This is a genomic window from Burkholderia sp. Z1 (assembly GCF_014893795.1).
In the GTDB taxonomy this organism is placed as follows: domain Bacteria; phylum Pseudomonadota; class Gammaproteobacteria; order Burkholderiales; family Burkholderiaceae; genus Burkholderia; species Burkholderia theae.
On the sequence record NZ_JACFYL010000001.1, the window covers coordinates 2,296,066 to 2,308,856 of the forward strand.

Here is a 12,791-nt window from a genome sequence, read left to right on the forward strand (position 1 = left end):
ATGCCGCAACACCCGTCCGCGCCTGTCGTCGTCATCGCGCCCGATTCGTTCAAAGGCTCGCTTTCCGCCGAGCAGGTCGCGGATGCGATCGCCACCGGCATCCGCCGCGCCCGCCCCGATGCGGTCGTGCGCTGCTGCCCGATGGCCGACGGCGGCGAAGGCACGCTCGACGCGATGCTGGCAGGCGGCGGCACGCGGCGCGCGCTGCGGGTGGCCGGCGCGTCGCTCGCGGCACGCGACGCGGCGGTCGGCGTGATCGACGCGCGCACCGCGATCGTCGAGACGGCCGAGATCGTCGGCATTACGGACCCGGTCGGCATGAGCGTGCCGGTGGATGCGCGCAGCACGCGCGGGATGGGCGAGGCGATCCGCACGCTGCTCGACGACGGCGTGCGCCGCTTCTTCGTCGCGCTCGGCGGCAGCAGCACCAACGACGCGGGCGCCGGGCTGCTCGCGGGCCTCGGCCTGCGGTGCTTCGACGCCGGCGGCCAGCCGGTCGAGCCCGTGCCGTCGCGGCTCGCCGACATCGCGCGCATCGACGCATCGGGGCTCGACCCGCGCCTGAAGGAAACGGAATTCATCGGCATGTCCGACGTCGACAACCCGCTGACGGGCGCGCACGGCGCAACCGCCGTGTTCGGCCCGCAAAAGGGCGTGACGCCCGAACAGGTGGCGACGCTCGACGCCGCACTCGGCCGCTTCGCCGACCTGCTCGAGGCCGCGCTCGACCGGCGCGGCCGCGATCTGCCGGGCGCCGGCGCCGCGGGCGGCCTCGGGTTCGCGCTGCACATGCTCGGCGCGCAGTTCGAAGCCGGCGCCGAAGTGGTCGCGCGGCAGGTCGGGCTCGACGCGGCGCTTGCCGGCGCCGACTGGCTGATCACCGGCGAAGGCCGCTCCGACGTGCAGACGCTGCACGGCAAGGCGCCGTTCATCGCGTGCCGGCATGCGCAGGCCGCCGGCGTGCCGGCGTCGCTGTTGTCGGGCGCGGTCGACCCGGCCGCGCTGCCGCGCCTGTCCGAACATTTTTCCGGCTGCTTCTCGCCGGCTCCCGGGCCGATCACGCTCGACGTCGCGATCCGCGACGCGGCGAACCTGCTCGCGAACGAAGCGGAGCAATTGACGCGCCTGAAATACGGCGCACACTGACCGTTGACCCGAGCGCGCGATACAGGAACAATCGGGCCCGCCCTTTTTCTTCAGGATTCGACATGAAAGGCCGTCAAGCCGGGCTCGATCAGTTTCTGACCTATCGCCTCCACGCGCTCACGAAGCGATCCGACCGCGGGATCGGCGAGGTGTATCGGCACAAGCTCGACATCTCGCTGCCCGAGGCGCGCGTGATCGCCGCCGTCGGCGCCTTCGGTCCGTTTTCGATCATGGATCTCGCGCGCCACACCAATCTCGACAAGAGCCAGGCGAGCCGCGCGGCCGAAGCGCTGCTGCGCCAGGGGCTGCTCGAGCGCAGCGCGAGCGACGAGGATGGCCGGATCGTGCTGATCGCGCTGACCGCCGACGGCCGCGCGCTGCATCGCAAGATCATGCCGATCGTGCGCAAGTGGAACGACGGCTTGCTCGCATGCCTGTCCGACAGCGAACGCCAGACGTTCGAACGGCTGCTCGACAAGGTCGTCGCGCACGCGACCGAGCGGGACGACTGAGCCGCGTTGCGGGTTCGGCGCCGGCACGCGGCCGAACCCTGTCGGCGGTATTGATCAGATGAATTCGACGGGCCACCCGGGTCGCATCACCAGCGGCGCGGGCGGCCCGCTTTGCATCGTGCGGCAGCATCGAAAGGTTCGCGGTTCGCCGCCGGGCCGAGGCCGCGCATGCGGCGGCCTCGCACGCGCTACAGGCCGCTGTTTTCCGCACGCTGGCGCACCAGCCCGAGCACCGCGTCGCAATACGGGGTCGGCACGTCGAGCTTGCGCCCGAGCTCCGGAAACACCCCGAGGATCGGCCCGATCTCGAGCGAACGCCCCGCTTCGAAATCCTGCAGCATCGAAGTCTTGAACGCACCCAGCTTGCGCGTGACCGCGATCCGCTCGGGCCCGCTCATCCCCGTCGACAAACCGAGCTTCGCGCCGATCGCGGTGGCCTCTTCCATCATCCGCAACGCGAGATCCTGCGTGAACGGATCGTCGAGCAACTGCTCGGCCGTCGACCCCGTCAGCGCGCTCAACGGATTCATGTTCATGTTGCCCCACAGCTTCGTCCAGATCTCGGTCCGGATCGCGGGCGTCGATTCGACGTCGAAACCACCCGCCGCAAGCGCGGCGGCAAACCGCGCGGTGGCGGCGTCGAGTCGTGCATCGGGGGCACCGACGATCAGCCGGTTGCCGCGACCGCGGCGCACGACGCCCGGCGCGTCGGTGCTCGACGACAGGTGCACGACGCAGCCGATCGCCTGCGCGGGCGGCAACGCCGCCGACACGGCGCCGGCCGGATCGACCGCGTCGAGCGGCACGCCGTCGATCGGCCCTTCGAGCCCGTGCGTAAACCACCACGGCAGCCCGTTCATCGCGGCGACGATCACGGTGTGCGGCCCGACCAGCGGCGCAATGCGCGCGGCCAGTGCCGGCAGCGCCTGCGCCTTCAGCGCGATCACCACGTAGTCCTGCACGCCGAGCGCGGCCGCATCGTCACTCGCATGCACCGGAACCGACGAAACAACGCCCGCCTCGTCGACTACGCGCACGCCGTGCGTGTTCAGCGCATCGAGCGTTGCGCCGCGCGCATACGCGCTCACGGTCATGCCGGCCCGCGACAGCGCGGCCGCGAGCAATCCGCCGATCGCGCCCACACCGACCACCGTCGCGCGCACCGACCCTGAATTCGTGTCGTTCATGATGGAATTCCGTCTCCTGGGAGCTGACGAGGATAACGCTCAATGGTTGCGGGCACAACCATTCGCATGACGGCGTGCGATGCGCTCGCCCTCACCCGCTTCAGCGTGGCTCGCCGCCGGCTGCCACCGGCTCGTCGTCGGCCGCGCCGCCCGTCGCGCCGAGCACACCCGCGATCTGGCTCTTGTCGTGCATGCCGAGCTTGCGGTACGCGCAGCGCAGGTAGTGGCGCACGGTCGTCGGCGAAATCGCCATCTGCTGCGCGACTTCCTTGTGCGAACGCCCGGCGCCGTAATAGCGGATCGCCGCGAGTTCGCGCGGGCTCAACCGGTCGAGCAGCGAGCGCGGCCGCGCCTCGATCTGGAACAGCCCCGCGACGGGCACGCACTGGATGCGCAATGCCTCGCCGACGAACGGCTGGCCCGACTGGCGCCGCAGGTGTGCGACGAGGGGCTCCGGCACGCGCGCGCCGACCCATGCCGGCCATTCGGTGCGCAGCACGTCGTCGAAACCGTGATCGGCATGATGCAGCACGCCGAAGTTGTCGCACAGCGCGCGCGCCGCCGGCGCAACCGTATCGCCACGTTCGCGCGTGAGCTGCGCGGCGCGATTGATCGTGAGCGCGGCCGCCAGATGCGGAATCACTTCCTCGAAACGGCGAGCATCGTCGTCGCTGAACGGGCGATTCAGGCCCTGGCGGTAGATCGACATGAACGTCGTCAGGCCGAAGCGGCGATCGAGCGTGCACACGCACATCAGTTGCGCGAGCCCGTACTTCACGCACCAGTCGCGAAACCGCGCATCGAGCCCCGGCTCGACGACCGACAGCCGCACCGCGCGACCGTGCGCGCCGTGCAACGTACGGTGCGCAAGCGGGTCGCAATCGCGCACGCGCTTCCAGTCGCTGAAGAACGCGTGCGGCAGGCGGAACAGGAAGCTGTTGTGCATCACCGGGCCGGTCGGCGCATGCGTCGCGACGCCGGTCCATGCGGCATCGAACGGAACGAGCGCTTGCAGCAGCGAAAAGAAGCGGTATTCGAATTCGCCGATGCCGGACTGCGCGGCTACCGCGTACAGGTCGAGCAGCATCAGCCCGAGTTCGCGCTGCGACGCGTCGCCCCGCGTGACGCCGTCGAAATCGGCACGGCGGGACGGCCGCGGCGGCCACGCGAATTCGTCGAGCACGATGGCGGCCGGCACGTCGCGCAGCGCATCGAGATCCTGCCCGATATCCGTCGTGATCCTCACCTTCCGCTCCCCTGCCCGATCGGGCTGCTGATGTGCGCAACGACACCGGCCGATTATAGCGAGCGGCTTTTTTGGCGGGCCACGGTGCCGGAACGGGCATCAACCCCATCCATTTGAACGGTGCGCGACACGTTGCTGCTGCGCAGCACGCCGCGTCGCGGCATCGCGCTGCGTCCATGCCGCGCACCGCGGGTTTTCCGCACCGTTCATCTGTACGACTGTTCGAAGGTTTTCCCGCTGCGGACACTGCGTCGCGACAACACCAACGACAAACCGATGCAGGACGGTATGGAGAACCCGACGTGACGAAACCCCGCTTCATCCGCACGGCCGCGGCCGCCGCGACGCTCGCCGCGTGCAGCGCCGCCGCGCACGCGCAGTCGACCCTCACGCTGTACGGCGCGCTCGACGCCGGCGTGCAATACCTGACGCACGCCGACGGGCGCCACGCGGCCGTGCAGTTGCAGAACTACGGCATCCTGCCTTCGCAGATCGGGCTGAAGGGCAACGAGGATCTCGGCGGCGGCTGGCGTGCGCTGTTCAAGCTCGAACAGGGCCTCAACCTCAACGACGGCACCGCGACCGCGCCCGGCTACGCGTTCTTCCGCGGCGCGTACGTCGGCATCGCGGGGCCGGTCGGCACCGTCACGCTCGGCCGGCAGTTCAGCGTGCTGTTCGACAAGACGTTGTTCTACGACCCGCTCTGGTATGCGTCGTACAGCGGCCAGGGCGTGATCGTGCCGATGAACGCGAACTTCATCGACCACTCGGTCAAGTACCAGTCGCCGACGTTCGCCGGCTTCGACGTCGAGGCGCTTGCCGCAACGTCCGGCGTCGCCGGCAATACGCGCGCCGGACGCGTGCTCGAACTCGGCGGCCAGTACACGAGCAACGGCCTGTCGGTCAGCGCGGTGCTGCATCAGGCGCACGGCGACGTGTCGGGGGCCGACGACACGTCGGCGCGACGGCGCGAACTCGGCACGCTCGCCGCGCGCTACGCATTCGCCACCTTGCCGCTCACCGTCTATGCCGGCGTCGAACGCCTGACGGGCGACCTCGATGCGGCGCGCACGATCGTCTGGGGCGGTGCGCGTTACCTGACGTCGAACGGGATCGGCCTGAACGCAGGCGTGTACCACACCGACTCGCGCACGCCGGCGATCGGCCATCCGACGCTCTTCATCGCGAGCACCACGTACGCGCTGTCGAAACGCACCGTCGCATACGTGAACCTCGGTTACGCGCGCAACAGCGGCCAGAGCTCGCAGACCGTCTACGAATACGACCCGACGCCGCTCGCCGGCGCGTCGCAGTTCGGCGCGATGGTCGGCATGTACCACCTGTTCTGATTCCCCACACGAGAACCCGCCATGAAAACCCTGTCCCCGGATGCCGCACTTTCACCCGACGGCCGCGCGTCGACCTTCGCGCGTTCGACGCTCGTCGCGCTCGTCGTGTTCGCGGCCATCACGCCGCTACTGCTGCTCGTGGCGCCGGCCGTCGCCGGCCAGCTCGCGACGCAGCTCGGGCTGTCCGCGTCGCAGATCGGCACCTACTTCTTCGTCGAACTCGGTGCGTTCAGCCTCGCGACCGTGCCGTCGTACCTGTGGCTCGGCCGTGTCGGCGCGCGTCGCGTCGCCGCGTTCGCCATCGCGCTGTTCGGCGCGGGCAACCTGCTGACCGCGCTGTGGATGCCGGACTTCGCCGTGCTGCTCGCGCTGCGCGCCGTCACCGCGCTCGGCGGCGGCTCGCTGATGGTGCTCTGCATGACGAGCGCGGCAACCAGCGAGAACAGCGACCGCGTATACGGCCTGTGGGTCGTCGGCCAGTTGATCGCGGGCGCGATCGGCCTGTTCTTGCTGCCGCATGTGTTCGCCGCGTTCGGGCTGCGCGCGCTGTATGTCGCACTCGCCGCGCTCGCGCTGCTCGCGGCGCCGCTGTCGCGCGGTTTTCCATCGTCGCTCGGCGCGCGGACGGCAACCGCACAAACCGCGCGCGGCGACACGACGCATACACCGCGGCATTTCATTGCGCTCGCGATCGGCGCGGTGCTGACGTTCTATCTCGCGATCGGCAGCGTGTGGACCTTCGCGAGCCGCGCTGCAACGGAAGCCGGACTCGACCCGCAGTCGACCGGCAACGTGCTCGCGATCGCGAGCGTGATGGGGATCGCCGGCGCGGCGCTCGCGTCGTGCGCAGGTGGCCGGCTCGCGCGACGCGCGATGCTGGCCGCCGGTTACGCGCTGCTCGCGGCGTCTCTCATTGCGCTCGCCGCGATGCGGCACGCTGGCGGCTACAGCGCGGCGATCTTCGCGTTCAAGTTCGCGTGGACGTTCGTGCTGCCGTTCATCCTCGCGACCGTCGCGCGGATCGACACGTCCGGCCGCCTCGTCGCGACGCTCAATTTCGTGATCGGCGCCGGCCTCGCGGCCGGCCCGCTGCTTGCCGGGTTGATGCTCGATGCCGGCGGCACGATGCGTGCGCTGTTCTCGGCCGCGACAGCCGTCGCGATCGTCTCGTTCGCCGCGCTGCGCCATCTCGATCGCCGCGCACGCGCTTCCGTTTCCTCCCAACCGTGACAGGTCACAAACGTCCATGAACCGCACTGCCTTCTTCACCGACGAACGCACTTTCTGGCATACCGGCGGCACGCACGCGCTGTTCTTCCCGGTCGGCGGCTGGGTCCAGCCGCCATCGAGCGCGGGTTACGCGGAATCCCCCGATTCGAAGCGTCGCTTCCTGTCGCTCGTGCAGGCCTCGGGGCTGGCCGCACAGCTCGACCTGCGCGGCGCCGCGCCGGCGTCGACCGCCGACCTGCTGCGCATTCATCCCGCGCGTTATCTCGACGCGTTCCGCGCACTCAGCGACGCGAACGGCGGCGACCTCGGCGATCTCGCGCCGTTCGGCAAAGGCAGCTACGAGATCGCCGCGCTGTCGGCCGGCCTCGCGATCGCGGCCGTCGACACGGTCGTCGCCGAGCACGCGGCCAATGCGTTCTCGCTGTCGCGGCCGCCCGGCCATCACTGCCTGCGCGACCGGCCGATGGGCTTCTGCCTGCTGGCGAACATCCCGATCGCGATCGAGGCCGCCCGCGCGAAACACGGCATCGAGCGCGTCGCGGTGATCGACTGGGACGTGCATCACGGCAACGGCACGCAGTCGATCTACTACGACGATCCGGACACACTGACGATTTCGCTGCACCAGGACCGCTGCTTCCCGCCCGGCTACAGCGGCGCGGACGATCGCGGCGAGGGCGCGGGTGTCGGCGCGAACCTGAACGTGCCGCTGCTCGCGGGCAGCGGCGACGACGCGTATCTCTACGCGTTCGAGCGGATCGTGCTGCCGGCGCTGGAGCGTTTCCGGCCCGAGCTGATCGTCGTCGCGAGCGGCCTCGACGCGAGCGCGGTCGATCCGCTTGCGCGCATGCAACTGCATACCGACAGCTACCGGTTCATGACGCACGCTGTGAAGGATGCCGCGCAGCGCCATTGCGGCGGGCGGCTCGTGATCGTTCATGAAGGCGGGTATTCGGAAGCGTACGTGCCGTTCTGCGGGCTCGCGATCGTCGAGGCGCTGGCCGGCATTCGCACCGACGTCGCCGATCCGATGCTCGATCTCGCGATCGCACAGCAGCCGGGCGAGCGGTTCGTCGCATTCCAGCGCGAACTGCTCGACGAACTGGCCGCGTCGTTCGGGTTGTAACGCGCGGGAACCCGCATGACGGGGCCGGCATGCGCCGGCCCTTGCGCGATCCGTGCGGATGGGGTTTCCTGTGCGTTTACCCCTGTTCCGGCCCGAAGCCGCACTCTTCCGATGAAATCGTCCCCGCGCGATAACAACGACAATGCCAAGACGCGCCGCCAGCCTTCGAAGCTGGTCCTGAACATTGCCGCCGTGACGGTCGGCCTCATCACGTTCGCGATCGGCGCGGCGTGGGTGATCTATAGCTGGGTCGTCGATCGCGAAGCGCAGTATTTCGCGATCCCGCTGGTGTTCTCGGTGCCGGTGATCGTGGCGGTCGCGATCCGGAGCTTCTGGGAGTAGGCGCGCCTGAAACGACAAAGCGCCGCGGTCGGGTGATGCGCGGCGCTTGTTGTCGAGCTTGTTTCAGATGAAGCGGCGATCCCTGCGGTTCGCTTGCGAACCGGTCACAGGCCGGGGCGCGGGCACGGATTGGGGGCTGCGCCCTGATATCCGCCAGCAACAGCGCCCAACGCGGCGCCGGCCAGCGACGTGCCGAGCGCTTTCAGCACGCTTTCCGTCGAGAACGGCTCACCGCTCGACATCACGCGCCCCGAGTAAGCGGAACACGCCGACGATGCTGCAACCGTCTGCACGGGTTTGGCGCTCCATGCGACGTTGTCGGCGGGCGTAGAGGCAAATGCCGGCGCGGCCAGCATCAGCGCGAAAATGGAAATCGGCAGGCGTGCAGTGTTCTTCATCGGTGGCCCTCAGCGTAATGTGCTTCTTATATGAAAAGTGATCACGATATTACACGCGGCCGACGTTCCGTGAGCGCTCGTTAGTGCCCGCATTCCAGAGAAAGCGCCGGCATCAAAAGAAAAAGCGCTGCGGTCAGCCGACCGGCAGCGCTGTTTCCGGAACACGCATCCTGGCGGGTACGTGTTCGACTTCTGGTGCGTGAGGCCGGACTCGAACCGGCACACCCTTGCGGGCGTCAGGACCTAAACCTGGTGCGTCTACCAATTTCGCCACTCACGCGTATTTTTCTGTCGCCTGACCGCGCGGCACGCAAGATGCGTTCTCCACGCGCCCGGGACGTCACGCCGGCCCGAAAACCGGCACGCCCGATCAGGCGAGCGCGAGATTCTACCCGATCCGGGCGGCCTTGTCTCGCCCCGCCGGCACCCGTCGTGCGGCGGTGCTAGAATGCCGCGCTCGACGTTTCGGCACCGTGCCGTCGCGCGTCCCCCGAACCCGCCCCCACACGATTCCGCCCGTGAACTTCGACGACTACTGTCAGCAAAAGGCCGCCCCCGCGGGCTCCAGCGTCTATTACGCGTTGCGTCAGGCGCCGCTCGCCGCGCAGCCGCGCCTGACGGCGCTGTTCGCACTGCGTCGCGAACTCGAGGAAACCGTCAAGGAAACCAGCGACCCGACCGTCGGTCACACGAAGCTCGCGTGGTGGCACAAGGAACTCGCGGCGCTGGCCGCCGGAGAACCGTCGCACCCCGTCACGAAGGCGCTCGCGCAGCATCATCCGGCGATCGCCGCCGAGGCCGACGCGCTGCGCACGCTCGTCAACGGTTACGGGATGGACCTCGAACAGGCGCGCTACCTCGATTTCGCTAACCTGCAGCGCTACATCGCACAGGCCGGCGGCACCTTCGCATCGCTGGTCGCGCGCGCAGGCGCCGCGAACCCGGCCGACCCGCAACCGTGGGCCGCGGACGCCGGCCACGCGCTGATGCTCGCGCAATTCGTGCAGGAACTCGGCAACGACGCGCGCCACGGCCGCATCTACCTGCCGATCGACGAACTGCAGCGCTACAACGTGACCGCGGCCGACCTGCTGAACCGCCGCTACAGCCCGGCCTTCACCGAATTGTTGCAATTCCAGACGGCCCGCGCGCGCGAGGCGCTTGCCGCCGCTGAAGCGGCGATCCCTTCATCCGAACGCCGCGCGCAGCGCACGCTGCGCGCGCAGATCGCCCTGGCCGGCGCGCTGCTCGACGAAATCGAACGCGGCGGCTACCAGGTGCTGCACCAGCGCATCGCGCTGACGCCGATCCGCAAGCTGTGGATCGCGTGGCGCGCCGCGCGCCGGCGCTGAACCCGGCGCATCACGCCTTCAGCAACGGCAGCGTGTCGAAGCGCTGCTGCAGCACGCGCGTCGCGTCGAGCCCCCACCACGGACCCAGCACGGTCGCGTAGAGCTGGCGGAAATCGACCGCGACCGGCAGGTTGCCGTTGCCGTCGAGCCGCCCGAGCGCCGGCGGCGCGCCATACAGCCCGCCGGCCACACGGCCCCCCATCACGAAATGCGGCGCGGCCGTGCCGTGATCGGTGCCGTTGCTCTGGTTCTCGCGCACGCGCCGCCCGAATTCCGCATACGTCATCACGAGCGTCTGGTTCCAGCGCCCGAGCTCGATCAGCGCGCCGCGCATCGCGCTCATCCCTTCCGCGAACTGCTTGAGCAGCGCGGCCTGCTGCCCCGGCTGGTTCTGGTGCGTGTCGAAGCCGTTGAGCGTCAGGCGCAGCACCGCGACACCATCCTGCGCGCCTGGCCCGGACGCTTCGCACGCGGCCAGCACCTGCATCGCGGTCTTGACCGACGTGCCGAACGCGCCGGCCGGAAATGCCGTCTTGAATTCACGCATCCCGCCGCGCGGACGCAACCGGTCGGCCGCCTTCACGATGTCGTTCTCGACGTCGATGATGTGCGCGAGCGCCGGGTTCTGCTCGCGCAGCGACGACGGCTCGGCGAGCCGCGCCGCACGGATGAACTGCGCGGGATTGACGAGCGCGATCGCGCGCGCGCCATTCGCGAGCGGCCCCATCTCGGCGCTGCCGAGCACGACACCGTCCGCCGCGAAACCGGGCGGCACGGGCGTCTGCGCGAACGTGCGCGTGAGCCAGCCTTCGTGCAGATACTGGTCCGATCGCGACGCGGTATCCCAGATTTCGATCGAGCGGAAATGCGACAGGTTCGGCTGCGGATAACCGACGCCCTGCACGACCGCGACCTGTCCGTCGCGCCACAGCGGCATCAGCGGCGCGAGCGACGGGTGCAGCCCCGTGTGTGTGTCGATCTGCAGCACCTGCTCGCGCTTGATGCCGATGCTGCGCCGGAACTGGTAATACAGCGGGTCCGCATACGGCACCACCGTGTTGAGGCCGTCGTTGCCGCCCTTCAGCTCGACGAGGATCAGCACGTTCGCATACCCGGCCGCCGGTTGCCGTCCCGTCGATGCGGCCGCCAGCGCGGGCGACTGCCACATCGACACGCCGGCCGCGGCCGCCGCGCCCGTCAGCGTCAGAAAATCACGTCGGTTCATCGCGCATCCTTTGGTTCGCCGCCCGGCACCTTTGCCGCACCGGCTCCCCGATTCGTCGTCGTTTGCATCATTTCAGTTGATAGGCCGGATCCATCAGCAGCGCTTCGAGATACGCACTGCCGGTCGAATCCGTGTCGATCGCCGCGACCGGCGAAAGTTGCAGCACCGCGTGCTGCAACTGCAGCTCGGTCGACAATCCCGCGATCGCCTGCGGCCGCGCGCGATATTGCGCAAGCCAGCGCTCGAGATCGAAGCGCAGGCCGGCGCGCGCGGGCTTGGCCGGCCCGCGCATGCCGGCGGCGGATGCGGTGTCGGCCACCGGCATCGCGTGCGCACGGGCATTCGGCGGCGGCGCCATTGCGGGAGCGGGCGGCCGCATGCCGGCCGTCTCCGTCGCGCGGAACAGTTGCTCGACGAACTGCTTGCGCGCGAGCAGCGTGGTGCTGTTGATCCATAACGCGCCACCGGGCCAGCCCTTCACGTTCGGCGGATAGAACAGGTTCTGACCGAGCGTGCGCACGGTGTTCGCGAGCATCTGCGGATCGCCGTAGGCGACGTCGAACAGCCGCACCGACCCGACGACGAACTCGGCCGGCGACTTGACGAGCACGCCGCGGTTGCGCGGATCCCAGAACGCGTCGGTCGACCACAGCGCGGCGAGCGCCGCGCGAATGTCGTAGCCGCTCGCGCGAAACCGGTCGGCCACCGCATCGAGCGCGCTTGCGTCGGGCGTATCGGACACGAACTCGCGCCACAGCTTGCCGACGATGAAGCGCGCGGTGCCCGGCCGCTTCAACAGGATGTCGAGAAAGGCGTCGCCGTCGAACGGCCCCGTTTCGCCGAGAATCGTCTTGATGCCCGCGTCGTGCAGATCCGGCCGCACCTGAAAGCGCAGCGTATCGGGATCGACCGTCCAGCCCGTCATCGCGCGCGCGGCTTCGGTCACGTCGTATTGCGTGTAGTGTCCTTCGCCGAGCGTGAACAGCTCCATCACCTCGCGTGCGAAGTTCTCGTTCGGGCGCCCCTTCCGGTTGCTCGCGCCGTCGAGATACTGCAGCATCGCCGGATCCTTCGCGACCGCGTGCAGCAGCGTGCCGAAGTTGCCGAGCGCCTCGCTGCGAAACAGCGCGTTCTGCGCGGCCATCGTCTGCGGGTAAGGCACCTTGTCCTGCCCCGACGTGAAGTGCCCGTGCCAGAACAGCGTCATGCGCTCGGTCAGCGGCGACGGCGTGACGACCATCTCGTTGACCCAGGCCGCGCGCAACGCATCGTAGCGGCGATTGCGCTCGTTCTGTTCGTCGCGCCGCATGTCGGGCGTCAGCGCCTGGCGCTGCGCGCGCGTCGGCGGCAACGTGCCGATCCAGTCCGGCCAGGTCGTGACGGGTTCGCGGCGAACGTTGCCGAGCGTGTCGGCAACGACCTGCGCGCGCGTCATGCCGACGACGCGCGCGACATCGGCGGGCGCGGGAGAAAAACCGGTGCGACTCAGGAAAAACAATGCATCGTCGGCGTCGAGCGGCGACTGCATAGCGGGCGACGGCGCCGGTACGGCAGCGTTCGCTTTCATCGTCATGGACTCCCGGAACGCACCGGCGGTGCGGATGCCGATACAACGGCATTCGACAGGCGAAAGTTGACGGAAAAATTGCTACGAATTTTTTCCGCGCGGGATTTTCCG

The 12,791-nt window shown here is 69.1% G+C and carries 13 protein-coding genes and 1 tRNA gene; 8 read left to right on the plus strand and 6 right to left on the minus strand.

All coding sequences use genetic code 11. From position 1 onward, the window contains the following. Together H3H55_RS10590 and H3H55_RS10595 are read left to right on the plus strand one after the other, a co-directional pair. Positions 1-1,146 carry a glycerate kinase gene (locus tag H3H55_RS10590; RefSeq protein WP_193098561.1) on the plus strand — a complete coding sequence of 382 codons (1,146 nt, stop codon included), beginning with the start codon at positions 1-3 and terminating at the stop codon, positions 1,144-1,146. A 62-nt stretch (positions 1,147-1,208) separates the two neighbouring features. Beyond that, entirely contained in the window at positions 1,209-1,658 is a 450-nt protein-coding gene (locus tag H3H55_RS10595) for a MarR family winged helix-turn-helix transcriptional regulator (RefSeq protein ID WP_129512350.1), read from the plus strand. Between the two features lie 188 nt (positions 1,659-1,846). On the opposite strand, the gene H3H55_RS10600 is transcribed toward H3H55_RS10595, so the two are convergent. Both H3H55_RS10600 and H3H55_RS10605 read right to left on the minus strand, forming a co-directional pair. Then, a complete protein-coding gene (locus tag H3H55_RS10600; RefSeq protein ID WP_193098562.1) occupies positions 1,847-2,845 on the minus strand; it encodes a 2-dehydropantoate 2-reductase in 999 nt (332 codons plus the stop codon). A gap of 100 nt (positions 2,846-2,945) precedes the next feature. Continuing rightward, complete coding sequence (locus H3H55_RS10605; protein ID WP_129512352.1) at positions 2,946-4,091, minus strand: helix-turn-helix transcriptional regulator; 1,146 nt, start codon at positions 4,089-4,091, stop codon at positions 2,946-2,948. A 132-nt stretch (positions 4,092-4,223) separates the two neighbouring features. Here H3H55_RS10605 and H3H55_RS37660 point away from each other — a divergent pair, with 132 nt between their 5' ends. The 5 genes from H3H55_RS37660 to H3H55_RS10630 all read left to right on the plus strand — a co-directional run bounded on the left by H3H55_RS37660 (position 4,224) and on the right by H3H55_RS10630 (position 8,138). Further along, a complete protein-coding gene (locus H3H55_RS37660; RefSeq protein WP_319022265.1) occupies positions 4,224-4,397 on the plus strand; it encodes a hypothetical protein in 174 nt (57 codons plus the stop codon). Continuing rightward, complete coding sequence (locus H3H55_RS10615; protein WP_193098564.1) at positions 4,394-5,440, plus strand: porin; 1,047 nt, start codon at positions 4,394-4,396, stop codon at positions 5,438-5,440. The genes H3H55_RS37660 and H3H55_RS10615 overlap by 4 nt, the downstream gene beginning before the upstream one ends. A 21-nt stretch (positions 5,441-5,461) precedes the next feature. Next, positions 5,462-6,670 (plus strand): MFS transporter, encoded by a 1,209-nt coding sequence (locus H3H55_RS10620; protein ID WP_193098565.1) that lies wholly within the window; start codon positions 5,462-5,464, stop codon positions 6,668-6,670. Between the two features lie 16 nt (positions 6,671-6,686). Continuing rightward, complete coding sequence (locus H3H55_RS10625) at positions 6,687-7,796, plus strand: class II histone deacetylase (RefSeq protein WP_193098566.1); 1,110 nt, start codon at positions 6,687-6,689, stop codon at positions 7,794-7,796. Positions 7,797-7,907: 111 nt separating this feature from the next. Next, positions 7,908-8,138, plus strand: coding sequence for a hypothetical protein (locus H3H55_RS10630; RefSeq protein WP_048248508.1), 231 nt, complete (start codon positions 7,908-7,910; stop codon positions 8,136-8,138). Positions 8,139-8,242: 104 nt separating this feature from the next. Here H3H55_RS10630 and H3H55_RS10635 read toward each other — a convergent pair whose 3' ends face one another. Continuing rightward, positions 8,243-8,536, minus strand: coding sequence for a hypothetical protein (locus H3H55_RS10635; protein WP_193098567.1), 294 nt, complete (start codon positions 8,534-8,536; stop codon positions 8,243-8,245). 193 nt (positions 8,537-8,729) lie between these two features. After that, positions 8,730-8,816, minus strand: a tRNA-Leu gene (locus H3H55_RS10640). 238 nt (positions 8,817-9,054) lie between these two features. Here H3H55_RS10640 and hpnD point away from each other — a divergent pair. Next, entirely contained in the window at positions 9,055-9,888 is an 834-nt protein-coding gene (gene hpnD / locus H3H55_RS10645; RefSeq protein WP_193098568.1) for a presqualene diphosphate synthase HpnD, read from the plus strand. Between the two features lie 10 nt (positions 9,889-9,898). Here hpnD and H3H55_RS10650 read toward each other — a convergent pair whose 3' ends face one another. Next, a complete protein-coding gene (locus tag H3H55_RS10650) occupies positions 9,899-11,113 on the minus strand; it encodes a DUF1501 domain-containing protein (protein WP_193098569.1) in 1,215 nt (404 codons plus the stop codon). A 67-nt stretch (positions 11,114-11,180) separates the two neighbouring features. After that, on the minus strand, positions 11,181-12,680 hold the full coding sequence (locus H3H55_RS10655; RefSeq protein WP_193098570.1) for a DUF1800 domain-containing protein: 1,500 nt from the start codon (positions 12,678-12,680) through the stop codon (positions 11,181-11,183). Between the last annotated feature and the right edge of the window lie 111 nt (positions 12,681-12,791).

Excerpts from the sequence above, each read along its gene's own strand:
- H3H55_RS10625 (WP_193098566.1), top strand. The coding sequence starts at position 6,687 with ATGAACCGCACTGCCTTCTTCACCGACGAACGCACTTTCTGGCATACC.
- H3H55_RS10620 (WP_193098565.1), top strand. The coding sequence starts at position 5,462 with ATGAAAACCCTGTCCCCGGATGCCGCACTTTCACCCGACGGCCGCGCG.
- H3H55_RS10635 (WP_193098567.1), bottom strand. The coding sequence starts at position 8,536 with ATGAAGAACACTGCACGCCTGCCGATTTCCATTTTCGCGCTGATGCTG.
- H3H55_RS10650 (WP_193098569.1), bottom strand. The coding sequence starts at position 11,113 with ATGAACCGACGTGATTTTCTGACGCTGACGGGCGCGGCGGCCGCGGCC.
- H3H55_RS10630 (WP_048248508.1), top strand. The coding sequence starts at position 7,908 with ATGAAATCGTCCCCGCGCGATAACAACGACAATGCCAAGACGCGCCGC.
- H3H55_RS10600 (WP_193098562.1), bottom strand. The coding sequence starts at position 2,845 with ATGAACGACACGAATTCAGGGTCGGTGCGCGCGACGGTGGTCGGTGTG.
- H3H55_RS10595 (WP_129512350.1), top strand. The coding sequence starts at position 1,209 with ATGAAAGGCCGTCAAGCCGGGCTCGATCAGTTTCTGACCTATCGCCTC.
- H3H55_RS10590 (WP_193098561.1), top strand. The coding sequence starts at position 1 with ATGCCGCAACACCCGTCCGCGCCTGTCGTCGTCATCGCGCCCGATTCG.
- H3H55_RS10655 (WP_193098570.1), bottom strand. The coding sequence starts at position 12,680 with ATGAAAGCGAACGCTGCCGTACCGGCGCCGTCGCCCGCTATGCAGTCG.